Source organism: Burkholderia sp. AU16482, assembly GCF_002223285.1.
Lineage (GTDB): Bacteria > Pseudomonadota > Gammaproteobacteria > Burkholderiales > Burkholderiaceae > Burkholderia > Burkholderia semiarida.
On record NZ_NKEY01000006.1, the window covers coordinates 473,359 to 499,378 of the forward strand.

The 26,020-nt window shown below is 68.4% G+C and carries 24 protein-coding genes; 20 read left to right on the top strand and 4 right to left on the bottom strand.

What is annotated here, in order from left to right:
• Positions 1-139: 139 nt before the first annotated feature.
• The 8 genes from CFB35_RS19460 to CFB35_RS19495 all read left to right on the top strand — a co-directional run bounded on the left by CFB35_RS19460 (position 140) and on the right by CFB35_RS19495 (position 7,141).
• Entirely contained in the window at positions 140-493 is a 354-nt protein-coding gene (locus CFB35_RS19460) for a YciI family protein (RefSeq protein WP_059573772.1), read from the top strand.
• Between the two features lie 125 nt (positions 494-618).
• Complete coding sequence (locus CFB35_RS19465; protein WP_059573773.1) at positions 619-1,038, top strand: YciI family protein; 420 nt, start codon at positions 619-621, stop codon at positions 1,036-1,038.
• 26 nt (positions 1,039-1,064) lie between these two features.
• Positions 1,065-1,481, top strand: coding sequence for a VOC family protein (locus CFB35_RS19470; RefSeq protein WP_059573774.1), 417 nt, complete (start codon positions 1,065-1,067; stop codon positions 1,479-1,481).
• A complete protein-coding gene (locus CFB35_RS19475; RefSeq protein ID WP_059573775.1) occupies positions 1,478-2,746 on the top strand; it encodes an RNA polymerase sigma factor in 1,269 nt (422 codons plus the stop codon). The genes CFB35_RS19470 and CFB35_RS19475 overlap by 4 nt, the downstream gene beginning before the upstream one ends.
• 222 nt (positions 2,747-2,968) lie before the next feature.
• Complete coding sequence (locus tag CFB35_RS19480; RefSeq protein ID WP_059583052.1) at positions 2,969-3,391, top strand: rubrerythrin family protein; 423 nt, start codon at positions 2,969-2,971, stop codon at positions 3,389-3,391.
• 126 nt (positions 3,392-3,517) lie between these two features.
• Entirely contained in the window at positions 3,518-4,855 is a 1,338-nt protein-coding gene (locus CFB35_RS19485; protein ID WP_059583049.1) for a heterodisulfide reductase-related iron-sulfur binding cluster, read from the top strand.
• Positions 4,856-4,881: 26 nt separating this feature from the next.
• Positions 4,882-5,463: a DUF3501 family protein gene (locus tag CFB35_RS19490; RefSeq protein ID WP_059583047.1), complete on the top strand. Its 582-nt coding sequence runs from the start codon at positions 4,882-4,884 to the stop codon at positions 5,461-5,463.
• 733 nt (positions 5,464-6,196) lie between these two features.
• Complete coding sequence (locus CFB35_RS19495) at positions 6,197-7,141, top strand: transposase (protein WP_059583044.1); 945 nt, start codon at positions 6,197-6,199, stop codon at positions 7,139-7,141.
• Between the two features lie 123 nt (positions 7,142-7,264).
• Here the strand turns inward: CFB35_RS19495 and CFB35_RS19500 are convergent, their stop codons facing one another.
• Positions 7,265-8,821, bottom strand: a complete 1,557-nt coding sequence (locus CFB35_RS19500) for a mannose-1-phosphate guanylyltransferase/mannose-6-phosphate isomerase (protein ID WP_059583041.1) — start codon at positions 8,819-8,821, stop codon at positions 7,265-7,267.
• Positions 8,822-9,249: 428 nt separating this feature from the next.
• Between CFB35_RS19500 and CFB35_RS19505 the strand changes: the two genes are divergently transcribed.
• The 10 genes from CFB35_RS19505 to CFB35_RS19550 all read left to right on the top strand — a co-directional run bounded on the left by CFB35_RS19505 (position 9,250) and on the right by CFB35_RS19550 (position 22,068).
• Positions 9,250-10,623 carry an undecaprenyl-phosphate glucose phosphotransferase gene (locus CFB35_RS19505; protein WP_059583165.1) on the top strand — a complete coding sequence of 458 codons (1,374 nt, stop codon included), beginning with the start codon at positions 9,250-9,252 and terminating at the stop codon, positions 10,621-10,623.
• Positions 10,624-10,697: 74 nt separating this feature from the next.
• Positions 10,698-12,110 carry a UDP-glucose/GDP-mannose dehydrogenase family protein gene (locus CFB35_RS19510; RefSeq protein WP_059583039.1) on the top strand — a complete coding sequence of 471 codons (1,413 nt, stop codon included), beginning with the start codon at positions 10,698-10,700 and terminating at the stop codon, positions 12,108-12,110.
• A 30-nt stretch (positions 12,111-12,140) separates the two neighbouring features.
• Positions 12,141-12,584 (top strand): low molecular weight protein-tyrosine-phosphatase, encoded by a 444-nt coding sequence (locus CFB35_RS19515; RefSeq protein WP_059583036.1) that lies wholly within the window; start codon positions 12,141-12,143, stop codon positions 12,582-12,584.
• On the top strand, positions 12,578-13,756 hold the full coding sequence (locus CFB35_RS19520) for a polysaccharide biosynthesis/export family protein (RefSeq protein WP_059583033.1): 1,179 nt from the start codon (positions 12,578-12,580) through the stop codon (positions 13,754-13,756). The genes CFB35_RS19515 and CFB35_RS19520 overlap by 7 nt, the downstream gene beginning before the upstream one ends.
• A gap of 51 nt (positions 13,757-13,807) precedes the next feature.
• On the top strand, positions 13,808-16,033 hold the full coding sequence (locus tag CFB35_RS19525; RefSeq protein WP_059583031.1) for a polysaccharide biosynthesis tyrosine autokinase: 2,226 nt from the start codon (positions 13,808-13,810) through the stop codon (positions 16,031-16,033).
• A 62-nt stretch (positions 16,034-16,095) separates the two neighbouring features.
• On the top strand, positions 16,096-17,055 hold the full coding sequence (locus CFB35_RS19530) for a glycosyltransferase family 2 protein (RefSeq protein WP_059583028.1): 960 nt from the start codon (positions 16,096-16,098) through the stop codon (positions 17,053-17,055).
• A gap of 43 nt (positions 17,056-17,098) precedes the next feature.
• A complete protein-coding gene (locus CFB35_RS19535; RefSeq protein WP_059583025.1) occupies positions 17,099-18,244 on the top strand; it encodes a glycosyltransferase family 4 protein in 1,146 nt (381 codons plus the stop codon).
• A gap of 10 nt (positions 18,245-18,254) precedes the next feature.
• Positions 18,255-19,721, top strand: coding sequence for an O-antigen ligase (locus tag CFB35_RS19540; protein ID WP_059583023.1), 1,467 nt, complete (start codon positions 18,255-18,257; stop codon positions 19,719-19,721).
• Positions 19,718-20,902 (top strand): glycosyltransferase family 4 protein, encoded by a 1,185-nt coding sequence (locus CFB35_RS19545; RefSeq protein WP_089465448.1) that lies wholly within the window; start codon positions 19,718-19,720, stop codon positions 20,900-20,902. Before CFB35_RS19540 ends, CFB35_RS19545 begins: the two co-directional genes overlap by 4 nt.
• Positions 20,902-22,068, top strand: a complete 1,167-nt coding sequence (locus CFB35_RS19550) for a glycosyltransferase family 4 protein (protein ID WP_089465449.1) — start codon at positions 20,902-20,904, stop codon at positions 22,066-22,068. Before CFB35_RS19545 ends, CFB35_RS19550 begins: the two co-directional genes overlap by 1 nt.
• Before the next feature lie 151 nt (positions 22,069-22,219).
• Here the strand turns inward: CFB35_RS19550 and CFB35_RS19555 are convergent, their stop codons facing one another.
• Positions 22,220-23,455 carry an MFS transporter gene (locus CFB35_RS19555; protein ID WP_089465450.1) on the bottom strand — a complete coding sequence of 412 codons (1,236 nt, stop codon included), beginning with the start codon at positions 23,453-23,455 and terminating at the stop codon, positions 22,220-22,222.
• A gap of 153 nt (positions 23,456-23,608) precedes the next feature.
• Between CFB35_RS19555 and CFB35_RS19560 the strand changes: the two genes are divergently transcribed.
• Together CFB35_RS19560 and CFB35_RS19565 are read left to right on the top strand one after the other, a co-directional pair.
• Entirely contained in the window at positions 23,609-24,079 is a 471-nt protein-coding gene (locus CFB35_RS19560) for a helix-turn-helix domain-containing protein (RefSeq protein WP_179231766.1), read from the top strand.
• Between the two features lie 175 nt (positions 24,080-24,254).
• Positions 24,255-24,698: a GNAT family N-acetyltransferase gene (locus CFB35_RS19565; RefSeq protein WP_089465452.1), complete on the top strand. Its 444-nt coding sequence runs from the start codon at positions 24,255-24,257 to the stop codon at positions 24,696-24,698.
• Between the two features lie 61 nt (positions 24,699-24,759).
• On the opposite strand, the gene CFB35_RS19570 is transcribed toward CFB35_RS19565, so the two are convergent.
• Both CFB35_RS19570 and CFB35_RS19575 read right to left on the bottom strand, forming a co-directional pair.
• The gene (locus CFB35_RS19570; protein ID WP_089465453.1) at positions 24,760-25,533 is read right to left on the bottom strand and encodes an AraC family transcriptional regulator; all 774 of its coding nucleotides are present in this window, start codon (positions 25,531-25,533) and stop codon (positions 24,760-24,762) included.
• A 35-nt stretch (positions 25,534-25,568) separates the two neighbouring features.
• Positions 25,569-25,910 carry an FKBP-type peptidyl-prolyl cis-trans isomerase gene (locus CFB35_RS19575; protein WP_006479474.1) on the bottom strand — a complete coding sequence of 114 codons (342 nt, stop codon included), beginning with the start codon at positions 25,908-25,910 and terminating at the stop codon, positions 25,569-25,571.
• Between the last annotated feature and the right edge of the window lie 110 nt (positions 25,911-26,020).

Consider the following 26,020-nt stretch of genomic DNA (forward strand, 5'->3'; position numbering starts at 1 on the left):
GCCGAAATGGCCGTCCGGCCAGTGCCGGTTGGCCAACGATGCGGCAAGCCGCTTCGCGGCTGTTACGCTTTCGCACCGCGCGTCGTGTGCCGCTCGCCCGGCGCAGGCCGCCGCGCCCCGTCCCCCACAGGAGAAATCCATGTCTTACATGCTGTTGATTGTCGAACCGACCGAACAGCGCGCCGAGCGCACGCTCGACGAAGGTCAGGCGCTCTATGCGCGGATGGTCGAGTTCGCCGAGTCGCTGAAGGCGCGCGGCGTGCTGCGCGGCGTCGAGTCGCTCGAGCGCTCCGAGCGCGGCACGCGCGTGCAGGTGCGCGACGGCGAGACGCGCCTGCTCGACGGCCCGTTCGCCGAGGCGAAGGAGATGGTCGGCGGCTTCTTCCTCGTCGACGTCGACACGCGAGAGGAAGCGATCGAGATCGCACGCCAGTGCCCGGCCGCGCAATGGTGCACGGTCGAGGTGCGCGCGGTCGGCCCGTGCTTCCTGTAAGCGTCGCGACTCGGTATTTACCCTGATTTGTCGTGGCGCGTGTCGATCCGGCCGTCGTTCGGCCGTCGTCCGGGTAAGGCGCCGCGGAACGGGCGTCGCCTTCCACCGACGACAAGGAGTCAACGATGCGATTCATGATCATGATCCGGGCGAACGCCGTCAGCGAATCCGACGCGTTGCCGGACAACCGGCTGGTCGAGGCCATGACGGTCTATCACGAGGAACTCGCGAAAGCCGGCGTGCTGCTCGACGCCAACGGCCTGAGGCCGAGCGCCCATGGCTGGCGCGTGCGCTACGCGGGCGGCAAGGGCACGGTGATCGACGGCCCGTTCGCCGAGACGAAGGAGCTGATCGCCGGCTATACGCTGATCCAGGTGCGCTCGCGCGACGAGGCGCTCGAATGGACGCGCCGGTTTCCCGCGCCGTTCGGCGCCGAGCTCGATTGCGAGATCGAGGTGCGGCCGCTGTTCGAGCTCGACGACCTCACGCCGAGCGACGCGGTCGAGCGGTTCCGCGATCTCCACGTCGGCCGCAGCCACGCCTGAATCCAACCTCACCGGGAGCACCCGTCATGCACAAGATGGTTTTCATCAACCTGCCGGTAGCCGACCTGCCGCGCGCGAAGACGTTCTACCAGGCGCTCGGCTTCGAAGTCGTGCCGGCCTATACCAACGATCAGGCCGCCTGCATCAAGATCAGCGACGCGATCTTCGCGATGCTGCTCGTGCGGCCGTTTTTCCAGACCTTCACCGACAAGACCATCATCGATCCGGCCACGCACATCCAGGTGTTGTCGTGCCTGTCGTGCGACAGCCGTGCCGAAGTCGACGGGCTCGTCGCGAAGGCGCTGGCGGCCGGCGGGGCCGCGCCGCAGGCGCCGCGCGAGTACCCGAACATGTACGGCCACGGGTTCACCGATCCCGACGGCCACACGTGGGAGCTGATGGCCATGCCGCTGGAGGCGTCCGCCCAGGGGCAGGCGTCGTGACGCATGAGGCGACGCATCGTGCGATCGAGGCGGTCTGGCGAATCGAGGCGCCGAAGATCATCGCGCGCGCCGCGCGCGTGGTGCGCGACGTCGGCGTGGCCGAGGAACTGGCGCAGGACACGCTCGTCGCCGCGCTCGAGCACTGGCCCGTCGACGGCGTGCCCGACAACCCGGCCGCGTGGCTGATGACGGCCGTGAAGCGTCGCGCGCTCGACCGGGTCCGGCAGGAGTCGCTTCATGCGGCGAAGCGCGATCAGCTCGGTCACGAGATGGACGCGCTCGACGCGCATGTCGTCCCCGACATCGCGGACGCGCTCGCCGACGCGCGCGACGACGACATCGGCGACGATCTGCTGCGGCTGATCTTCACGTCGTGCCACCCGGTGCTGTCGACCGACGCGCGCGTCGCGCTGACGCTGCGGCTGCTCGGCGGGCTGACGACGGGCGAGATCGCGCGTGCGTTCCTGACGCCCGAGCCGACGATCGCGCAGCGGATCGTGCGCGCGAAGCGCACGCTCGCGGCGGCGCACGTGCCGTTCGAGGTGCCGGCCGCCGATGCGCGGCCCGCGCGGCTCGCGTCGGTGCTCGAAGTGATCTACCTCGTGTTCAACGAAGGCCATGCGGCGACGGCGGGCGACGACTGGATGCGTCCGGCGCTATGCGACGAGGCGTTGCGGCTCGGCCGCGTGCTGGCCGGGCTCGCGCCGGACGAAAGCGAAGTGCTCGGGCTCGTCGCGCTGATGGAACTGCAGGCGTCGCGCATGCACGCACGCATCGATGCGCAGGGCCGGCCCGTGCTGCTGCTCGACCAGGACCGCAGCCGCTGGGATCCGTTGCTGATCCGGCGCGGCCTCGCGGCGCTGGAGCGGGCGACGAAGCTCGGCGGCGTGCGCGGGCCGTATGCGCTGCAGGCCGCGCTCGCCGCGTGTCACGCGCGTGCGCGGCAGGCGGCGGACACGGACTGGGTGCAGATCGTCGCGCTGTACGACGCGCTTGCCGAAGTCGCGCCGTCGCCGGTCGTCGAGCTCAACCGCGCGGTGGCGGTGGGGATGGCATTCGGGCCGGCCGCGGCGCTCGAACTCGTCGACGTGCTGCGCGACGATCCGGCGCTCGCGCGCTATCACTGGCTGCCGAGCGTGCGCGGCGATCTGCTCGCGAAGCTCGGTCGCACCGACGAGGCCAAGCGGGAATTCCGCCGCGCGGCGGAACTCACGCGCAACGAGCGCGAGCGAGAATTGCTGCTCAAGCGCGCGATGGATGCGTGACGCCTGACGAGCGGGCGCGGTGCCACGCGCCGCGCAACGCCGTTTTCCTGGTACGCGCGCTCTGCCGCCATGCTATCGCCTGCATTGAAAAAGCCTATTGGGTGATGCGAACGCGAGCGCCTAGATTGAAGAGCACGATGCGCGCCCGGCGCGGCATCGTTCCCCACATATCTGATCGGCCCGGCGTCGCACGCGGCCGCGCCGACTCGAACGGAGGCGCAAATGGCTCAACTCAAGGGCAGCAAAACCGAAGCCAACCTGAAGGCCGCATTCGCGGGCGAATCGCAGGCGAACCGGCGCTATCTGTATTTCGCTTCGAAGGCCGACGTCGAGGGGCAGAACGACGTCGCCGCGCTGTTCCGCTCGACCGCCGAAGGCGAAACCGGCCATGCGCACGGCCACCTCGAATATCTCGAAGCAGTCGGCGATCCGGCGACGGGCTTGCCGTTCGGTTCGTCGCGGCTGAACCTCGAATCGGCGATCGCCGGCGAAACGCACGAATACACCGACATGTATCCGGGCATGGCGAAGGCGGCGCGCGAAGAAGGCTTCGACGAAATCGCGAACTGGTTCGAGACGCTCGCGAAGGCCGAACGCAGTCACGCGAACCGCTATACGAAGGCGCTGGACGCACTCGTCGACTGACGCGGCCCCCTGCAAGGCCGCACGGCCCGGTCGGAAAATTTCGCTGGCCGGCGGCCGTGCGCCGCTCGCTGCCCGCACTACACGGGCGGCGCGTCCGCGCGCATGCGCGCCACGCTGGAGGGCCCCATGCCCCACAAGGAAGGCAGTCTCGAAGCGCCGACCCGGCATCCACTCGACTGGCAGTCCGAAGCATTCTACGACCAGGCCGCGATCGACGCCGAAATGACGCGCGTATTCGACATCTGCGCCGGCTGCCGGCGCTGCGTGTCGCTGTGCGGCGCGTTTCCGGCGCTGTTCGATCTGGTCGACGACACGCCGACGGGTGACGTCGAGGAAGTGCCGAAGGCCGCGTTCGGCAAGGTCGTCGACCAGTGCTACCTGTGCGACCTCTGCTACATGACGAAATGCCCGTACGTGCCGCCGCATGCATGGAACGTCGATTTCCCGCACCTGATGCTGCGCGGCAAGGCGGCGCGTTACAAGCGCGGCGAAGCGACGCTGCGCGACAAGGTGCTGTCGAATACCGATGCGCTCGGCCATTTCGCGGGCATTCCGGTCGTCACGCAGGCGGTCAACGCGGTGAACCGCACGCCGCCCGCGCGCCATGCGCTCGAAGCGGCGCTCGGCGTCGATCGCGACGCGTGGCTGCCGGAATTCGCACCGCGCAAGTTCCGGCGCGCCGCTCGGCGCTCGGACGGCCCGCCGGTGCGCGACGGCGAGCGTACGCCCGGCAAGGTCGCGATCTACGCGACGTGCTACGTGAATTTCAACGAGCCGGGGATCGGCCACGACCTGCTCGCGATCCTCGCGCACAACGAGATCCCGTACGAGCTTGTCACGCGCGAAGCCTGCTGCGGGATGCCGTTGCTCGAGCAGGGCAATCTCGACGGCGTCGCCGCGAAGAAGGCGGTGAACATTCCGGTGCTCGAGCGCTATGCGCGCGAAGGCTATGCGCTGATCGGCGCGATCCCGAGCTGCGTGCTGATGTACAAGAGCGAGCTGCCGCTGATGTTCCCCGGCGACGCAGCCGTGCGCGCGGTGGCCGACGCGTTCTGGGATCCGTTCGAATACGTGATCGCGCGGCATCGCGACGGGCTGCTGAAGACCGATTTCAAGACGGGCCTCGGCACTGTGTCGTATCACGTGCCGTGCCATGCGCGCGTGCAGAACATCGGCCGCAAGACGGCCGATGCACTGTCGCTCGTGCCCGACACGCGCGTGAACGTCGTCGAGCGCTGCTCGGGCCACGCGGGCACGTTCGGCGTGAAGAAGGCATTCCATGCGGACGCGATGCGGATCGGTGCGCCCGTGTTCAAGGCGATGGCCGAGCCTCGGCCGGATGTCGTGTCGTCCGACTGCGCGCTCGCCGGCCATCACATCGTGCAGGGCATCGACGAGAGCGGGGTGCCGCCGGCGCCGCTCGCGCATCCGCTGACGCTGCTGCGCCGCGCGTACGGCGTCTGAGCCGCCGGCCATCCACGAGGACACCCATGACGCTGACCCGCGACTCCCTGCTGACGCTCGAAGCGTACGCGAAGATCCGCAAGGCCGAACACGCGCGGCTCGTCGCGTACAAGCGCCGCCGCGCGGTGGCGCTCGGCAACCACCTGCGTTTCCTGTTCGAGGACGAGACGACGATCCGCTACCAGATCCAGGAGATGCTGCACATCGAGAAGATCTTCGACGAGGCCGGCATCGAAGCCGAGCTCGACGCGTATCTGCCGCTGGTGCCCGACGGCACCAACCTGAAGGCGACGATGCAGATCGAGTACGAGCACGAGATCGAACGGCGCGCGGCGCTCGCGCGGCTGATCGGAGTCGAGGATCGCGTCTACCTGCGGGTCGACGGGCACGGGAGCGTCTACGCGATCGCCGACGAGGATCTCGAGCGCGACAACGCCGAGAAGACGTCGGCCGTGCACTTCGTCCGCTTCGAGTTCGATGTGCCGATGCGCGCGGCGCTCAAGGGCGGGGCGGCGCTGTCGATCGGATGCGATCACCCGGCCTATACGATGCCGGCGCAGCGTGTCGACGCGGACGTGGCCGCGTCGCTGGCCGGCGATCTGCGCTAGCGCCACCGCCACTGTCGCGCGCTGTTCACCACGCCGGCTTCCTCCTTTCCGTTCCGGCCTGCAACGGCCGCGCCACATGCCGCGCGGCGCGGCCGCTTGCCGGTCCCCGCGAAGATGTAACAAGCGTGACGGATTTGCATGCGGGGACACATTGGTCGCGCTACGTCAGCGTATTTTCATTACCCGCAGAGAAACAATAAAGAGATTGTGCGGAGAGATAATTTGATTCAACGCAAATTGAATGATTTACCGATCCGTGAATATCTTGTTACGAATTTTCCCCTGATTTACCGATTTCCCGAAGTAATCCCGGAGATTGTTGCCGATCGGGGTCGGATCAGACGGTAACAGCCGGTTCGACGGCATTCTTCAGACGCTGAGGCGCCCCGCCAGACGGGCCTTTGCAGCGATCGGCATAAAGATCCCGCAAAAAAATTCAAGCGTAAATGGATTGCTCGCCCATGGCAGGTTGTTTCAGTGCGTAACATTAAGTCATTGTCATATTGAGATAAACCCTAGGGATGGTATGCTTCGTGCACAAAAATTCCCACATTGGAGTGAGACCGCGATTTGTGCGCCATTGCCGGGAATCGCGGCACCGTGAAAGTGCGGTGTCGCCCGGTATGCACAACGCCGGATAACCATAATGTGCAACCTGGCCGCCCCGCGACGCGATGTGTCGCGACGGCGCCGCCAATCGCAGCCCCGGCCTGGCTGCGTGGAGAGATCGACTATGTTCTTCGATGAGCTTAACGATGAAGAGTGGTTTCGCCTTTCAGCGCTGATCGCCGATGAACCCATCCGGCTGAATCGTCGTGGGCGTCCGCGCGCCGAACCGCGCGTCGTCGCCAACGCGGTGCTCTGGATCCTGACGACCGGGGAAGCCTGGTCAAAGCTGCCGGGCCGCTATCCGTCCGGGCCGACGTGCCGCCGCCGTTACGAGGAGTGGCTGGCGAACGGCACGCTGCTGAAGATGATCGACGTGCTGACGCAGTTCAGCGGGCGCACGTTCGCGTATATTCCGCCGCCGCCGGAGGCAGTCGTGCCGGCTCGCCGCGCGGAGCCCGTGCCCGATAACGACCGTCTGCGCGGCGTGTTCTGGCAGAACCCCGAGTCGTGGCAATTGCCGGTTGCGCAGGCAAACGTTTGGCAGGGCGAAGGGGCGTCGTCGTTGAGCACGATGCGCGACGACCAGGTGGACGGCCGCGCTCGCGTGTCGTTCACGGTGCCCGGTGCGCCGGCCGCGGAGTTGCGCCATGCGCGGGCGTCGTCGGCGAGTTTCGCCGCGGCCGAGCCGCAGGTCGATGAATATCGCGGCTATACGATCAGCGGCATCGCGCAGCCCGTGCAGAACCTGATGTATCGCGCGTGGGCCGAGATCTCGCAGGACGACCGGCGCGTCGAGCGCTCGGGCCTGATCGGCCCGCGCTTCACCGATGCCGAGGCGGCCGAGCAGTACGCGCTCGACTGGGCGCGCCAGTGGATCGATCGACACGGCGCGAGCGACGCACCGGCGCGCGAGCCGCAAGGCGAAGTGCTGGCCGGTTTGTCGGCGCTGGCGCGCGCGGAATCGGACATCAAGCGCTTCATCGCCGAGCGTCGCGCGGGTGCGTTGTCGGAAAGCCGCAACGATCCCGTGCAGTCGGAGCGTCACGAATACGCGTACCGCGTGGGCTGATCGCCGCTGCCGTGCGGCGCGCGGGCCGTCGTGTGCCACGACGCCCGCGCGGAAGTCCGGTGTCTCCATGTGTGCCTTGCCCGGGCGCCGCTGTTACAGCGGCGCCCTGTGGTGCATGACGCGTTACCGTCTGCCGTAGGTATCGTCGAAGCGGACGATGTCGTCCTCGCCGAGATACGCACCCGACTGCACTTCGATCAGTTCGAGCGGCATCTTGCCCGGGTTCTCCAGGCGATGCGATACGCCGAGCGGAATGTACGTCGATTCGTTCTCGGACAGCAGGAACGTTTCTTCGCCGCGCGTGATGCGCGCGGTGCCGCGCACGACGATCCAGTGTTCGGCGCGGTGGTGGTGCATCTGCAGCGACAGTTGCGCGCCCGGCTTCACGACGATGCGTTTCACCTGGAAGCGCTCGCCGGTGTCGACCGAGTCGTAGTGGCCCCACGGACGATGCACCTTGCGGTGATCGGTCGCTTCGGAGCCCTGTCGCGCCTTGATGTGCCCGACGATCTTCTTCACGTCCTGCACGCGCGACTTGTCCGCGACGAGCACGGCGTCGGGCGTTTCGACGACGACCAGGTTCTGCGTGCCGACGCAGGCGACGAGCCGGCTTTCCGAATGCGCGAACGTCGATTCGGCGCCTTCGAACAGCACGTGGCCGCGGCCGACGTTGCCGGTGTCGTCCTTCGGCGAGATCTGCCAGATCGCGTCCCACGAGCCGACGTCCGACCAGCCCGCGTCGAGCGGCACGACGACGCTTTCGCACAGTTGCGGCAGGCTCGCGAGCGGCTCCATCACCGCGTAGTCGATCGAGTTCGACGGCGACGCGGCGAATGCGTCGCGATCGACGCGGAAGAAATCGCCGTCTTCCTTGCCCTGGGCGACGGCCTGTTCGCAGGCCGCGTAGATCGCGGGCTCGAGCTGCCGGATCGCCTTCAGCCAGACCGACGCGCGCACGATGAAGATCCCGCTGTTCCACCAGTATTCGCCGGACGCGACGTACTGCTGCGCGAGTTCGAGGTGCGGCTTCTCAACGAAGCGGTCGAGGCGGCGCACGTCGAGGGCGCCCGTGCCGGCGTCGCCGAGCGGCGCGCCGACGCGGATGTAGCCGTAGCCGGTTTCCGCGTGCTTGGGCACGATGCCCATCGTCGCGATCTTGCCTTGCGCCGCGCAGTGCACGCCGGCCGCGACGGCCGCGTGAAAGCGCGGCACGTCCGCGACCGCATGGTCGGCCGGCATCACGGTCATCACCGCGTCGTTGCCGTTCGCGACGAGCCGCAGCGCGGCGAGCGTCAGCGCGGGCGCGGTGTCGCGGCCGAGCGGCTCGAGCATGATCGTCGCGCGCTTGGCCGTGAGGCGCAGCTGTTCGGCGGTCGTGAAGCGGTGATCCTCGCCGCACACGATCAGCACGTCGTCGTTCAGCGGGTGATCGGCGCTCAGGCCGTCGAGGCGCAGTGCGGTGGACTGCAGCAGCGAATGATCGCCGAGCAGGCCGATCAGCTGTTTCGGAAAGCGCTCCCGCGACATCGGCCACAGGCGCGTGCCGGAGCCGCCGGCGAGAATCACGGGCTGCACGGCGAGGCGCGTGCCGACGGCGGGCGTACCGGCTGCGGGCGTGCCGACGGCGGGTGCGGCGGAAGAAGAATGGCGCGTTTCGGCGGCCACTGCCGGAGCATTCATGATGACACTCTCCATGGTTGAAGTCGGTGCCTGTCGTTGTAGCATGAAGTAAATCGACAATAAAACCGGACCCAATGCCGGATATCCGCCGCGCATGCGGTCGGGAGAATTTTCCGCGGTAGCACCGGCAGGAAATAAAAAAATAAAAAATAATTCCGGGTGCCGGCCCGGCATGCCCGTCTGCAAAGGGCGAGCGGGAAGCGCAATGCATCTGAAAAAATCCCCGTTTCACACCGATTCGGGAAAACCTGCCGATTTAATTAAAAAAGATCGCGGCAAGAATTTCCGATTATTTTTCGAAATACTTGTGCGCTTGAGGCGGAATTTTCTTGTCGCTTCAATAGCGTCATGCAACGTTTGAATCGAAGGTGCGGCACGGGTCGCACGAGGAGCAGTTCGGCAAACGCCTGTTCAAAGAGGAAGCGGACATGTTGAGCGTGCTGGCGAGAGTCATCGATATCGCGATGGTCGTGACGGGGGCGCTGATCGCGGCGGCGCTGCACGACGGCAGCATCGGGCTCAGCGACCTGCAACGTACGACGGTGCTGTTCGATTGCCTGCTCGTCGTCGTGTTCTTTCCGGCCGTCGGCATCTACCAGTCGTGGCGCGGCAAGCGTCTCGTCGGGCTGGTGGTCCGCGTGGCGTTCGCGTGGCTCGCGGTCGAGCTCGCGGGCATCCTGTTGAGTTTCAGCTTTCACCAGTCGGGCGACCTGTCGCGGCTGTGGCTCGGTTACTGGGCGCTCGTGACGATGGCGCTGCTCGCCGGCTCGAAAGCCTGCGTGCACGTCGTGCTGCGGCAGTTGCGCCGCGGCGGCTACAACCTGAAGGCGGTCGCGATCGTCGGCGGCACGCCCGCGGCGCGACGGCTGATCGCGCAGATGCGGGCGCGACCGGAAGCCGGCTTCAACCCGGTGTGCGTGTACGACGAAAGCGAGGCGCCGGGCGAAGTCGCGCTCGACGACGTGCGCATCGAGCGGCAGTTCGACTCGCTGGTGTGGCTCGTGCGCAGCCGCGCGATCAGCGAGCTGTGGCTCACGCTGCCGATCACGGAGGAGCGCCGGATTCACCATATCGTGACGGTGTTCCGCCACGACTTCGTGAACATCCGCTTCATTCCGGACGTGCGCACGCTGTCGTTCTTCAACCAGGAAGTGGTCGAGGTGCTCGGCGTGCCGGCGATCAACCTCGCGGCGTCGCCGATCACCGACGTGCGGATCCTGCCGAAGTTCGTGTTCGACCGGCTGTTCGCGCTGGCGGCGCTCACGGCGCTCGCGCCGGTGATGGTGCTGATCGCGGCGCTGATCAAGCTGACCTCGCGCGGGCCGGTGTTCTTTCGGCAGAAGCGCAAGGGCATCGACGGGCACGAGTTCGAGATCTACAAGTTTCGCTCGATGAAGGTGCACCAGGAAGTGGCCGGGCAGGTCACGCAGGCGACCAAGAACGACGCGCGCGTGACGCCGGTCGGCCGGTTCCTGCGGCGCACGAGCCTCGACGAGCTGCCGCAGTTCATCAACGTGCTGAAGGGCGAGATGTCGGTGGTGGGGCCGCGCCCGCATGCGCTCGCGCACGACGACATCTACAAGGATCTGGTCAAGGGCTACATGTTCCGCTACCGGATCAAGCCCGGCATCACCGGATGGGCGCAGATCAACGGCTATCGCGGCGAGACCGACCAGATCGAGAAGATGATGGGGCGCGTGAAGCTCGACCTGTACTACATGCAGAACTGGTCGTTCTGGCTCGACATCAAGATCGTCGTGCTGACGCTGTGGAAAGGCTTCACCGACAGCAACGCGTACTGACGCCGACGCGCCGCGTCACGCAGGCATTCCGGTTTTCCGAATTTCGAATCATTGGTCAAGGGGTCCGACACATCATGAATCTGACTATCATCGGCAGCGGTTACGTAGGGCTTGTCACCGGCGCCTGTCTCGCCGACATCGGGCACGACGTGTTCTGTCTCGACGTCGACCAGGCAAAGATCGACATCCTGAACGACGGCGGCGTGCCGATTCACGAGCCGGGCCTGAAGGAAGTCATCGCGCGCAACCGCTCGGCCGGCCGCCTGCGCTTCTCGACCGACGTCGAGGCCGCGGTCGCGCACGGCGACGTGCAGTTCATCGCGGTCGGCACGCCGCCGGACGAGGACGGCTCGGCCGACCTGCAGTACGTGCTTGCGGCGGCGCGCAACATCGGCCGCTACATGACCGGCTTCAAGGTGATCGTCGACAAGTCGACGGTGCCGGTCGGCACGGCCGAGCGCGTGCGCGCGGCGGTCGCCGAGGAGCTCGCGAAGCGCGGCGGCGACCAGATGTTCTCGGTCGTGTCGAATCCGGAATTCCTGAAGGAAGGCGCGGCCGTCGACGATTTCACGCGGCCGGACCGCATCGTGATCGGCTGCGACGACGACGTGCCGGGCGAGCGCGCCCGCGAGCTGATGAAGAAGCTCTACGCGCCGTTCAACCGCAATCACGAGCGCACGCTGTACATGGACGTGCGCTCGGCCGAGTTCACGAAATACGCGGCGAACGCGATGCTCGCGACGCGTATCTCGTTCATGAACGAGCTCGCGAATCTCGCCGACCGCTTCGGCGCCGACATCGAGGCCGTGCGCCGCGGGATCGGCTCCGACCCGCGCATCGGCTACCACTTCCTGTACGCCGGCTGCGGCTACGGCGGCTCGTGCTTCCCGAAGGACGTCGAGGCGCTGATCCGCACGGCCGACGAGCACGGCCAGTCGCTGCAGATCCTGAAGGCCGTGTCGTCGGTCAACGCGACGCAAAAGCGCGTGCTGGCCGACAAGATCGTCGCGCGCTTCGGCGAGGACCTGAGCGGCCGCGCGTTCGCGCTGTGGGGCCTCGCGTTCAAACCGAACACCGACGACATGCGCGAGGCACCGAGCCGCGAGCTGATCGCCGAGCTGCTGTCGCGCGGCGCGCGCGTCGCCGCGTACGACCCGGTCGCGCAGCAGGAAGCGCGCCGCGTGCTCGCGCTCGATCTCGCCGATCACCCGAGCTGGCTCGAGCGCCTGTCCTTCGTCGACGACGAGGCGCAGGCCGCGCGCGACGCCGACGCGCTCGTGATCGTCACCGAATGGAAGGCGTTCAAGAGCCCCGACTTCGTCGCGCTCGGCCGCCTGTGGAAGGCGCCCGTGATTTTCGACGGCCGCAACCTGTACGAGCCGGAGACGATGAGCGAGCAGGGTATCGAGTACCACCCGATCGGCCGGCCGGGCTCGCGCCAGGCAGTCGCCGCGCGCGTGCCGGGCGCCGCGCGCGCCAGCGCGTAACCCGTTTTCCGTCACTCGTTACGAGACGCCATGTTCCGGAACATCCTGATCGTCTGCCACGCCAACGTCTGCCGCAGCCCGGCGGCGGAAATGCTGTTCAAGTCGCACGCCGCGTCGCGCGGCGGCCCGCGTCCGACGTTCCATTCGGCCGGCGTGCACGCGAACGACGGCGACGGCATCGATCCGGTGATGCGGCAACTGCTCGCCGAGCGGGGCGTCGATGCGACGACCCACCGCTCGCGGCGGCTGTCGCGCCGGATCGTGCGCGACGCCGACCTGATTCTCGTCAGCGAGCGCGGACAGATCGCGGCCGTCGAATCGGTCGATCCGTTCGCACGCGGCAAGGTTCACCTGCTCGGCAAGTGGGAAGGGGCCGAGATCGCGGACCCGCACGGCGGCCCCGAGGCCGACTACCGCGAGAGCTACTCACTGATCGAACGTCTGGTTCAAGGATGGCTACAGAAACTATGCTGAAACGCCCGATGCGCCCGGTGGCGCTTGCCGTCGCGCTGACGACTTTCCTGTCAGCCTGTGCAACCGCGCCCGGCAACTACCTCGACTCGTCGAACCTGAAGGACGACGGCCGGCAGGAAGCGGCCGAAACCTATCCGGTTCATTACATCGACGCCAAGGTGGTGATGGACCAGCTGCAGAAAGCGCAGGTCGATCATCCGCTGCCGCCCGGGCGCTATACCGATCCGTCGCAGTACACGTATCGTGTCGGCCCGCAGGACATCCTCGGCGTCACCGTGTGGGACCACCCGGAGCTGACGACGCCGCAGGGCCAGTCGTTCTCGAGCGGCGGCAACACGACGCAATCGGTCGCGGGCGCGCTGCAGCAGCCGTATACGACCGCGCTGCCGGGTCAGGCCGATCCGTACGGCCAGACGGTGGCCGCCGACGGCACGATCTTCTTCCCGTTCGTCGGCCGGATTCGCGTGGCCGGCAAGACGGTCGCGCAGATCCGCGACGAGATGGCGTCGAGCCTCGCGCGCTACGTGAAGAATCCGCAGCTCGACGTGCGCGTGCTGTCGTTCCGCAGCCAGAAGGTGCAGGTGACGGGCGAGGTGAAGCAGCCGGGCCCGCTCGCGGTGAGCGACGTGCCGCTCACGCTCGTCGACGCGATCTCGCGCTCGGGCGGCTCGACCGCCGAGGCCGACCTGCAGCGCGTGCGCCTGACGCGCGACGGCAAGCTGTACACGCTCGACGCGAACGGCGTGCTCGATCGCGGCGAGGTGAAGCAGAACGTGATGCTGCAGCCGGGCGACATCGTCAACGTGCCGGACCGCAGCGACAGCCGCGTGTTCATCATGGGCGAGGTCAAGACGCCGGTCACGGTGCCGATGCTCAAGGGCAAGCTGACGATCGCCGATGCGCTGACCGCGGGCGGCGGGATTCTCGACACCGACGCGAACCCGCGCAAGATCTACGTGATGCGCGGGATGCGCGACAACCCGACGAAGCCCGAAGTGTACCGCCTCGACATGACGCAGCCCGATGCGCTGATGCTGTCGAGCCGCTTCCCGCTTCAGCCGCTCGACGTCGTCTACGTCAGCACGGCCGGTTCGGTGCAGTTCAACCGCGTGCTGCAGCAGGTGCTGCCGACGATCCAGACGATCTTCTACATGCGGCAAATCACGCGCTGATAGCCCGCCGGGGCGGCGTCCGCCCCCCCGGCACCACTCAAGCGGGAACGAATGGTGAACACGCAAGCGAAACACTCCTACGCGGACCTGACCGCGAAGACCGAGGAAGAGGACGTCGTCCTCGGCCAGTTGCTCCAGGTCATCCTGGACGACATCTGGCTGCTGCTCGGCATCGCCGTGATGGTCGTCGCGCTCGCCGGCCTCTACTGCTTCGTCGCGAAGCCGGTCTACCAGGCGGACGTGCACGTGCGGGTCGAGGGCAACGACAACACGTCGCAGGCGCTCACGCAGACGCAGACGGGCGCGTCGATCAACAGCGGGCCGCAGCAGGCGCCGACCGATGCGGAAATCGAGATCATCAAGAGCCGCGGCGTCGTCGCGCCGGTGGTCGAGCAGTTCAAGCTGAACTTCTCGATCGCGCCGAAGACGCTGCCGGTGATCGGCAGCCTCGCCGCGCGCGTCGCGACGCCCGGCGAGCCGTCGCGGCCGTGGCTCGGCCTGAAATCGTACGCGTGGGGCGGCGAAGTCGCCGACGTCGATTCGATCAGCGTCGTGCCGGCGCTCGAAGGCAAGAAGCTCACGCTGACGGCCGGCCCGAACGGCACCTATTCGCTCGTCGACGAGAACGGCACGCGGCTGCTGGCCGGCCGCGTCGGCGAATCGGCGCAGGGCGGCGGCGTGACGCTGCTCGTGAGCAAGCTCGTCGCGCGCCCCGGCACGCAGTTCACGGTGGTGCGCTACAACGATCTCGACGCGATCAGCGGGTTCCAGGCCGGCATCCAGGTAAGCGAGCAGGGCAAGCAGACGGGCGTCGTGCAGATCTCGCTCGAAGGCAAGGACCCGGACCAGACCGCCGCGATCGCGAACGCGCTCGCGCAGTCGTACCTGAACCAGCACGTGATCGCGAAGCAGGCGGAAGCGACCAAGATGCTCGACTTCCTGAAGGGCGAGGAGCCGCGCCTGAAGGCCGACCTCGAACGCGCCGAAGCCGCGCTCACGCAATACCAGCGCACGTCGGGCTCGATCAACGCGAGCGACGAGGCGAAGGTCTACCTCCAGGGCAGCGTGCAGTACGAACAGCAGATCGCCGCGCAGCGCCTGCAGCTCGCGTCGCTCGCGCAGCGCTTCACCGATTCGCATCCGATGGTGATCGCCGCGAAGCAGCAGCTCGCGGAGCTGCAGGGTGAGAAGGACAAGTTCAGCAACCGCTTCCGCAGCCTGCCGGCGACCGAAGTGAAGGCCGTCCAGCTCCAGCGCGACGCGAAGGTCGCCGAGGACATCTACGTGCTGCTGCTGAACCGCGTGCAGGAGCTGTCGGTGCAGAAGGCCGGCACGGGCGGCAACATCCACCTCATCGATTCGGCGCTGCGTCCGGGCGCGCCGGTCAAGCCGAAGAAGGTGCTGATCCTGTCGGCCGCCGTGTTCCTCGGGCTGATCCTCGGCACGGGCGTCGTGTTCCTGCGCCGCAACCTGTTCCAGGGCATCGAGGATCCGGACCGCATCGAGCGCACCTTCAACCTGCCGCTGTACGGGCTGGTGCCGCAAAGCGCCGAGCAGGTGAAGCTCGACGCGGCGGCGGAGAAGGGCGGCAGCCGCGCGCGGCCGATCCTCGCGAGCCTGCGTCCGAAGGACCTGAGCGTCGAAAGCATGCGCAGCCTGCGCACCGCGATGCAGTTCGCGATGATGGACGCGAAGAATCGCGTGATCGTGCTGACCGGCCCGACGCCGGGCATCGGCAAGAGCTTCCTGACGGTCAACCTCGCGGTGCTGCTCGCGCATTCGGGCAAGCGCGTGCTGCTGATCGACGCCGACATGCGCCGCGGGATGCTCGACCGCTACTTCGGCCTCACCGTGCAGCCGGGCCTGTCCGAGCTGCTGAGCGATCAGTCGCCGCTCGAGGAAGCGGTCCGCGAGACGCCGGTGCAGGGCCTGTCGTTCATCGCGGCTGGCACGCGCCCGCCGAACCCGTCGGAGCTGCTGATGTCGACACGCCTGCCGCAATACCTCGAAGGGCTCGGCAAGCGCTACGACGTCGTGCTGATCGATTCGCCGCCGGTGCTGGCGGTGACCGACGCGACCATCATCGGCCGCATGGCCGGCTCGACGTTCCTCGTGCTGCGCTCGGGCATGCATACCGAAGGCGAGATCGCCGATGCGATCAAGCGCCTGCGCACCGCGGGCGTCGATCTGGAAGGCGGGATCTTCAATGGCGTGCCGCCGAAGGCGCGCGGCTACGGCCGCGGCTATGCGGCCGTGCACGAATACCTGAGCGCTTGACCGCATTGCACGACACCGGGCCGGCGCGCGCCGCATCGGCCCGGCCGAATGGAGAACCCTCGATGAAAATTTCCGTGCTCGTTCCGACCTACCGGCGTCCCGCCGACCTCGCGCGCTGCCTGCTGGCGCTGCAGCGGCAGCAGCGGCTGCCCGACGAGGTGATCGTCGTCGCGCGCCCGGAGGACGACGCCACGCACGAACGGCTCGCCGACCCGGCGGTCGGCGGCGCGCTGCCGCTGCGCATCGTGCCGGTCGACGTGGCCGGGCAGGTCGCCGCGCTGAACAAGGGGCTCGACTCGGCGGGCGGCGACATCGTCGCGATCACCGACGACGATGCGGCGCCGCACCCCGACTGGCTCGCGCGCATCGAAGCCGCGTTCCTGTCCAACCCGCGCGTGGGCGCGGTCGGCGGGCGCGACTGGGTGCACGAGAAGGGCCGCGTGCTCGACGAATCGCGCGAGCGGGTCGGCCAGCTCACGCTGTCGGGCAAGATCGTCGGCAATCATCACCTCGGCGTCGGCGGCGCGCGTGAAGTCGACATGCTGAAAGGCGCGAACATGAGCTACCGCCGCGCGGCGATCGAACGGCTGCGCTTCGATACGCGGCTGCGCGGCGCCGGCGCGCAGGTGCACAACGACATGGCGTTCAGCATGGCCGTGCAGCGCGCGGGCTGGACGCTGCTGTACGACCCGGCGATCGCCGTCGATCATTTCCCGGCCGAGCGCTTCGACGACGACCGGCGCGATGCGGCGTCGCTGAACGCGATCGGCAACGGCGCGTACAACCTGCAGCTGACGCTGCGCGAGCATCTGCCCCCGCTGCGGCGCGAGATCGCGTGGTGGTGGTGGACGCTGGTCGGCACGCGCGTCTATCCCGGCTTCGCGCACGTGCTGCTGTCGCTGCCGAGCCCGCGGCGCGCCCGCGTGCTCGCGCACTGGCGCGCGGTGCGCCGCGGCGCGCGCGATGCACGCCGCACGAACCTCGCCCCCCACCGTGCGGCGATGCCGCCGGTGACGTCTTGAACGGCCTGCGCGCCTCGCGCGCGGCCATGCCCGGAGGGCTCGCATGACCACCAAGGCTGCAACGAACGTTCACGTCCATTTGTTCTACGGCGCCGATCCGCGTACCTACCGGAAAGGCGACGGCATCGGCTGCCTGTACGGCTATCACCACGCCGAATCCGACGAATTCCGGCTGACCTATTCGCAGGACGTGCGCGAGAACCGCGTCGTGAGCCTCGCGCGCCGCGCGCTGAAGGCGGCGCTCGGCTTCGACGTCGTGCATGCGTGGCGCAACCGCGCGGCGCTGCGCACCGCCGACGTGATCTGGACGCACACCGAGCAGGAGCATCTGGCCGCCGCGCTGATCCTGAAGCTCGCCGGCGCGCAGGGCAAGCGCCCGCTGCTGCTCGCGCAGAGCGTGTGGCTGTTCGACAAGTGGGACGGCTTCGGCGGCCCGCGCCGCTGGCTGTACCGCAAGCTGCTCGCGCGCGCCGATGTGCTGACCACGCTCGCCCGCGACAACGCCGAGCTGTGCCGCCGCACCCTCGGGCGCGAAGCCGAGTTCGTCTATTACGGGCTGAACACGCAGGATTTCCCGCCGGTCGAGCCGCGGCAATGGCAGCCGAACCGGCCGCTGCGGATCGCCGCGATCGGCAACGACCGCGACCGCGACTGGCGCACGTTTCTCGCCGCGTTCGGCGGCGACGAACGCTACGACGTGCGGCTCGCGACGCGCCGCCGCGTGCCGCGCGAGTGGCATGCGCCGAACGTGAAGATCGGCTCGGCATCGGGGCTCGCGAAGCAGCACGAGCTGTACGCGTGGGCCGACGTGATCGTCGTGCCGCTGCGGCCGAATTTCCACGCGTCGGGTATCACCGTGATGCTCGAGGCGGCGGCCGTCGGCAAGCCGATGATCGTGTCCGACGTGGGCGGCCTGAGCGACTACTTCCCGCACGATACTGCCGCCTACGTGCCGGCGTTCGACGCGCAGGCGATGCGCCAGGCCGCCGACCGCTTCGTCGCCGATCCGGCGGCGGCGCTCGACTGCGCACGGGCGGCCGCCGCGTGCCTGCGCGAACGCAACCTGACCACGCAGGCGTTCGCCGAGCAGCACGTGCGGATCACGCGCGACATGCTGCGCCGGCGCCGCACGCCCGCGGCGGCGGACGTCGCGATGCCGCTCGCGGATTCGAGCGCGTCGTCGCGGTGAGCGCGGATCGATGAGTACGATTGCCGCCGAACGCGCGCCGTCGCGCGCCCGCAGCTGGTTCGCCGAGCCGAAGCACTGGGCCGGGCAGGCCGGACTGTGGGCGTTCACCGCCGCGCTGATCGCCGTCCACCAGGGCAAGGTGCTGACGCTCGCGTTCCCGGTGCTGGCCATCGCGGTCGGCATCTGGCTGTATTTCAAGAGCCCGGCGCGCTATGTCGGCTTCATGTGGTGGGTGTGGTTCCTGAGCCCGGAAGTGCGGCGCCTGGCCGACTGGTCGAAGGGCGCGTTCACGCCGACGAGCCTGATCCAGGTCGCGCCGCTCGCGGTGACGATGATCGCCGGCCTGGGGCTCGTCAGGCATTACCGCGTGCTCGCGCAGCGGCGCGGGATTCCCGTGCTGCTGATGCTGTTCGGGCTCGTGTACGCGTACCTGGTCGGGATCGTGTCGAGCGGCGTGATGGCCGCGACCTACGACCTCGCGAACTGGCTGTACCCGATCCTGATCGGCTTTCACATCATGGTGAACGCGCGCAACTATCCGGAGTATCGCGACGTGCTGCTGTCCACTTTCATGTGGGGCATGCTCGTGATGGGCGTGTACGGCGTCGTGCAGTACTTCGTGATGCCGCAGTGGGACGTGCTGTGGATGGTCGGCTCGCAGATGGGCTCGCAGGGCGAGCCGGTGCCGTACGGCGTGCGCGTGTTCAGCACGATGAATTCGTCGGGCCCGTTCGCGTTCGCGATGATGGGCGCGCTCGTGTTCGTGCTGGTCGCGCCGCAGAAGATCCGCTGGTTCGCGGGCGCGGCCGGCTTCGTGTCGTTCGCGCTGTGTCTCGTGCGTTCGACCTGGGGCGGCTGGGTGATCGCGCTCGCGATCCAGCTCGTGCAATCGAGCAACCGCGTGCGGATGCGGATCCTGATCAGCGGCGTCGTGCTGGTCGGGCTGTGCGTGCCGCTGCTGACCGTCGGGCCGGTGGCCGACCGGCTCGGCCAGCGCCTGCAGTCGATCACGAACCTGAAGGACGACCGCAGCTACGACGACCGCAACAAGTTCTACGCGACCTTCGCGCAGACCGCGTTCACCGACGTCGCCGGCGAGGGGATGGGCGCGACCGGCGCGTCGACGAAGCTGTCGAGCGACAGCGGCGAGCTCGGCAAGTACGGCAGCTTCGACAGCGGCGTGATGAACGTGCCGTTCGTGCTCGGCTGGCCCGGCACGCTGCTGTATCTCGCCGGCGTCGTGATGCTGTTCGGCCGCACGCTGCGCGCGGCGTTCAAGCTGCGCAAGGACAAGTTCGTCGGCGCGTGCCTGAGCCTGTGCCTGTCGACCTTCGCGATGCTCGTGTTCACGAACTCGCTGATCGGCACCGGCGGCCTGCTGATGTTCACAGCCATTTTTTCGATACTTGCCGCGGCGCACTGGCAGAAGGCGCAACGTCTGCTGGCCGCCGCGCGTTCACGGGGAGGCGACCATTGAGAATCGCGATCGTCACGCACGTCGTGCGACATAACGACGGGCAGGGCCGCGTCAATTACGAAATCGCGCGCGCGGCGCTGGCCGAAAACTACGAGGTCACGCTGGTCGCGTCGCATGTCGCGCCCGAGCTGCTGGCCGATCCGCGCGTGCGCTGGGTGCCGGTGAAGGTCGGCGGCTTCTGGCCGTCGAATCTCGTCAAGCAGCAGGTGTTCGCGCTGAAAAGCGCGGCCTGGCTGCGCGCGCACCGCGGCGAATACGACGTGCTGCACGTGAACGGCTTCATCTCGTGGATCAGGGCCGACGTGAATACCGCGCACTTCGTGCACGGCGGCTGGTTCAAGAGTCCGTACTATCCGTTCGGGCCCACCAAGGGGCTGTGGTCGGCTTACCAGTACGTGTACACGCGCGTGAACACCGTGCTCGAGCGCTGGGCGTACAAGCGCTCGCGCGCGATCACCGCGGTATCGCAGAAGGTGGCCGACGAGATCGCCGGGCTCGGCATCGACAGTCGCAAGATCAGCGTGATCTACAACGGCGTCGACGGCAGCGCGTTCGCGGGCGCGCAGGCCGACCGTGCGGCGTTCAAGCTGCCGGACGACGCGTTCCTGCTGCTGTTCGTCGGCGATCTGCGCACGCCGCGCAAGAACCTCGGCACCGTGCTGAAAGCGCTGACGAAGCTGCCCGCGAACGTGCATCTGGCGGTGGCCGGCTACCTGCCCGGCAGCCCGTATCCGGAAGAAGCGCGCGCGCTCGGCCTCGATTCGCGCGTGCATTTCCTCGGGCTCGTGAAGAACATGCCGACGCTGATGCGCTCGGTCGACGCGTATGTCTTTCCGTCGCGCTACGAAGCGATGAGCCTGTCGCTGCTGGAGGCGATGGCGGCCGGGCTGCCGGTCGTCACCGCGCGCACGGCGGGCGGCGCGGAAATCATCACGCGCGAGTGCGGGATCGTGCTGGAGGACCCGGACGATCCTGCCGCGCTCGCGCAGGCGATCGGCTCGCTCGCGGCGTCGCGCGACACCTGTCGCGCGATGGGCGACGCGGCCCGCGAACTGATGACCCGTTTCGGCTGGGCGCACATGGGCGCCCAGTACGTCGCGCTTTACCGGCGCATCGGCCAACCCACGCAGCCGTCCGCGTTCGAGCGGGTCGAGCATGCAATCACGCAGGAGCAACCGTGATGTCCCAATCCTCCCGGCCGATCAAATCGTTGCAGATCGGCATGCACTGGTTCCCCGAACGCGCGGGCGGCCTCGACCGGATGTACTACTCGCTCGTCGGCGCGCTGCCCGGCGCGGGCGTCGAGGTGCGCGGGATCGTCGCCGGCTCGCCGAAGGTCGCCGACGACACCGGCGGGGCGATCCAGGGCTTCGGGCCCGCGTCGCAGCCGCTCGCGCGCCGGATGCTCGCCGCGCGGCGCGCGCTGCGCGACGAGATCCGCACCGAGCGGCCCGACGTGATTTCGTCGCACTTCGCGCTGTACACGTTCCCTGGGCTCGACGTGACGCGCGGGATTCCGCAGGTGTCGCACTTCCAGGGGCCGTGGGCCGACGAAAGCCAGGTCGAGGGCGCCGCGTCGCTCGGGCAGCGCGCGAAGCGCTATCTCGAACAGGCCGTCTATACGCGCTCGTCGCGGCTGATCGTGCTGTCGCAGGCGTTCGGCCAGATCCTGACGAACCGCTACGGAATCGATCCGTCGCGCGTGCGCGTGATTCCCGGCTGCGTCGATACCGCGCAGTTCGACACGCCGCTCACGCCCGCCGAGGCGCGGCACAAGCTGCAATTGCCGCAGGACCGGCCGATCGTGCTGGCCGTGCGCCGGCTCGTGCGGCGCATGGGGCTGGAGGACCTGATCGACGCGATCGGCCTCGTCAAGCGCCGTCATCCGGATGTGCTGCTGCTGATCGCCGGCAAGGGCAAGATCGGCGAGGAACTGCAGCAGCGTATCGACGAAGCCGGGCTGCAGGACAACGTGAAGCTGCTCGGCTTCGTGCCCGACCACCATCTCGCGGCGCTGTACCGCGCGGCGACGGTCAGCGTCGTGCCGACGGTCGCGCTGGAAGGCTTCGGGCTGATCACCGTCGAATCGCTCGCGTCCGGCACGCCGGTGCTGGTCACGCCGGTCGGCGGGCTGCCGGAGGCGGTCGCCGGGTTGTCGAACGATCTCGTGCTGCCGTCGACGGGCGCGGACGCGATCGCGGAAGGGCTCGGCGGCGCGCTGTCGGGCGCGATCGCGCTACCCGACGAGGCCGCATGCAAGCGCTACGCGCGCGAGCATTTCGACAACGCGGTGATCGCGCGGCGCGTCGCCGGCGTGTACGAAGAGGCGATCCAGGCGGCAGGCTGAACGCCCGCGGCGCGCGCCGCGGGCGCCGCACCGAAGCGGGACCGAAGCGGTCCGAAAACCCCACCGGCGCGCGTGCGTGGCCGGTTCGCGTGCCGGCCGTCCGGCAAAGGCGGGCCGGCTTTTCCCGTCCGATCCGCATGGCCGGCGCGCATCACGCGCGCCGGAGCGTCGCGGCCCATACGCCGAGCGCGGCCACGCTCACCCCCGCCCCGAGCACGCACACGCCTGTCCATCCGGCGCGCGCATACATCATCGTCGCCGCGATCGCGCCGAGCCCGCTGCCGGCCGAATAGAACAGCATGTAGCAGCCGACGAGACGCGCATGCGCGTCGGGTCGCGCACCGAGAATCATGCTCTGGTTGACGACGTGCACGGCTTGCCCGCCGACGTCGAGCAGCACGATGCCGACGACCAGCAGCGCAATCGACGTATTGCCGAACGCGAGCGGCAGCCACGCGCACGCGAGCAGCACGAGTGCGGCGCCTGTCGTCGCTTCGCCGCGCCCGCGATCCGCGAGCCGGCCCGCGCGGGCGGCGGCCGCCGCGCCGAGTGCGCCGACGAGGCCGAACGCGCCGATCTGCGTGTGCGACATCGCGTGCGGCGGCGCGCTCAGCGGCAGCACGATCGCGCTCCAGAAGATGCTGAACGCCGCGAACATCAGCAGCGCGATCGCGCCGCGCACGCGCAGCACGCGTTCGTCGCGCAGCAGCGACCCCATCGAGCGCAGCAGCGCCGCGTAACCGATGCGTTCGCGCGGCGCGTGCATGTCGGGCAGCAGCCGCGACAGCACGACGAGCATCGCGATCGCGAGCGCGCCCGACACGAGATAGACGGCCCGCCATCCCGCGACGTCGGTGACGACGCCCGCCAGCGAGCGCGCGGCCAGCAGCCCGACCACGACGCCGCCTTGCGCGGCGCCCACGACGCGCCCGCGTTCGCCTGCGCCGGCGAGCGCGGCCGAGCACGCGATCAGCCCTTGCGTCATCGCGGTGCCGAGCAGCCCGACCGCGACCATCCCGGCCAGCAACGCGACGCGCGTCGACGCGGCGGCCACGCCGACGCAGGCCGCGGTCAGCAGCAGAAGCTGCACGGCGATCAGGCGCTTGCGGTTCACCAGGTCGCCGAGCGGCACGACGAACAGCAGGGCGAGCGCGCAGCCGAGCTGCGTCGCGGTGATGACGCCGCCGACGGCGGCCTGCGATACACCGAAGTCCCGCGCGATCGAGTCGAGCAGCGGCTGCGCGTAGTAGACGTTCGCGACGCTCGCCGCGCAGCACGCGGCCAGCAGCGCGACGCGCGCCGGCGACAGGCGGCCACCCTCGGCAGAATGGATCGCATCGATGGGCGTGCGAGCGGCAACGGTGCCGGAATGACAGGACGATCCCATGGTTCCCTCGTGCAATGTAGTTGCAATTTGAAACTGGTTTGAAGTGTAGGGAAACGAGTTTTAAAATGCAACCTGTTGAGCGGCGGGCCAAAGGCCCGTGCACGGATGGCCGGCATGCCCGCGAAGGCGGCCGGCATGCTTGCGGAGAGGAACATGGCCAGACAGAAAAGTCTTGCGGATTCGCCGTGCCCGGTGGCGCGCGCGACCGATATCGTCGGCGATCGCTGGGCGTTGCTGATCGTGCGCGATGCGTTCGACGGCGTGCGCCGTTTCGGCGATTTCCGCGCGAGCCTCGGCGTCGCGAGCAACATTCTGTCCGACCGGCTGAAGATGCTGGTGGACGCCGGTGTGTTCGACGTCGTGCCGGCGTCCGACGGCACCGCGTATCAGGAGTACGTGCTGACCAAAACGGGCGAGGGGCTGTTTCCGGTCATCGTGATGCTGCGGCAGTGGGGCGAGGCGAACCTGTTCGCGCGCGGCGAGCCGCATTCGGTGCTGGTCGATCGCAGTACCGGGCGCGCGATCCGCAAGCTCGCGCTTCGGCACGACGACGGCCGGCCTTTGAAGGCGGCCGATACGGCCGTCAGGAAGATCGGCGACGAAGCCGGCGCGGCACGGCGGTAAGCGTCATGGGCGATGGTTGCGCCGCCGGATGGTCGTCGATCGTAGGCAGCGACGGACATGCGATGTTTCGGCGGGACGTGAAGCGTCGGTACGCGGCCGGTACGTGGCGATTAACATGGCAATACGGCTGATCATGCATGCGCCGCACACATCGACCTTCGATAGGCCCATCCGGATGACTCCTTCGAACCTGACGACGCGCGACGCGCAGATCGCCGATCACGCCGACATCGCGAGGCTGATGCACCAGCTCGGCTACGAGGCGCCCCCCGCGATGATCCGCGACAAGCTGGCAACGCTGCTGCCGAGCGCGGTCGACCGCATCCTGGTCGCGACGGTTGCGCATAAGGTGGTCGGCTGCATCAGCCTGCATGCGCTTGCGCTATTTCACGCGCACGGCAATCTCGGACGCATCACCAGTCTGGTCGTTGACGAAGGCTGTCGCGGGCAGGGTGTCGGCGGCGCGCTGATCGCTGCGGCGCACATCTGGTTCGAGTCGACGGGGTGCGTGAAACTGGAGGTGACGAGCGGCGACCATCGGCTCGAGGCGCACCGCTTTTACGCGCGGTACGGCTTCACGCGCGACGGACAGAGGCTGTCGAAGCTCGTCCGGCCGTGATGCCACGGCGCGAGCGTCCGCCGCATCCGCTTTCGGTGGAAAACCGGCGCCGCTTTGCCGTTCAATGCCGTTCACCGCGCCAGCGTCCCGGCGCGATGCCGAAGCGCTTCGTGAACGCATGCGTGAACGTGCTTTGATCCGCGAAGCCGACGCTGCCCGCGATGTCGACGAGCGAATGCCGGCCGTCGGCGAGCAGCACGACCGCTGCGTCGAGCCGCAGCCGCTGCAGATAGCGATGCGGCGTTTCGCCGAATGCGTCGACGAACAGTTGATGAAACCGGCGCATCCCGTAGCTGCAGTGCGCGGCGAGATCGGCGATGCGCAGCGGTTCGGCGAGGTGGGCGCGCAGCCAGCGGTCGATGCGCGCGAAATCGAGGCCCGACGCAGGCGCGGCGATGCCGGCATCGTCGAGCAGCGCGTCGCACAGGCGCGCGGCGGCCTGCCACTGGAAACGGTGCGCGGCCGCCTGCCGTGCGTCGCCGTCCGGCGCATCGTACTGCGCGGCGGCCGCCGCGACCTGCGCGACGAGCGACGTGAGCGCCGGGTCGATCGACACGGCACGTGCATGGTCGAACAACCGCTGCGGCACCGCGAGCGACGCGAGGGGAAGATTGAGCACGAGCTGGCGATTCTCGCCCAGGCCCGCGTAATCGTGGCGCGCACCGGCCGGAACCAGCCACGCGCCGTGCCGGTCGAGACGCTGGCTGACGCCGTCCACCGCCATCACCATCGCACCGTCGATGCCGAGTACGATCTGGTGAAAGTCGTGCACATCCGACGCTTCGAGCGTGTCGTAGCGTTGCAGTGCGACGGTGGGGGACGGAAGGTGCGCCATGGGGCAGCGCGTCAGCCGGCGGCTCGCGTGCCGCGTCAGACGTCGAGCAGTTCGACTTCGAACACGAGCGTCGCGTTCGGCGGAATCACGCCGCCCGCGCCGCGCGGGCCGTAGCCGAGTTGCGGCGGGATCGTCAGGCGACGCACGCCGCCGACCTTCATGCCCTGCACGCCTTCGTCCCAGCCCTTGATGACCATGCCGCCGCCGAGCACGAACGCGAACGGGTCGTTGCGATCCTTGCTCGAATCGAATTTCTGACCGTCGGTCAGCCAGCCCGTGTAGTGGACGCTCACCGTCTTGCCGGCTTGCGCCTCCGCGCCGGTGCCTTCGGTCAGATCCTCGTACTTGAGGCCCGATTCGGTCGTGATGACGGACATGATTTCTCCTGAAAGAGGTTGCGTGAAACCGCTATTGTAGGCGAGCGGGCAGCGGGCCGGCGCGCACGGATTTCGCGCCGCCGCACGCGTGCCGGCAAGCGTGGCGGGGC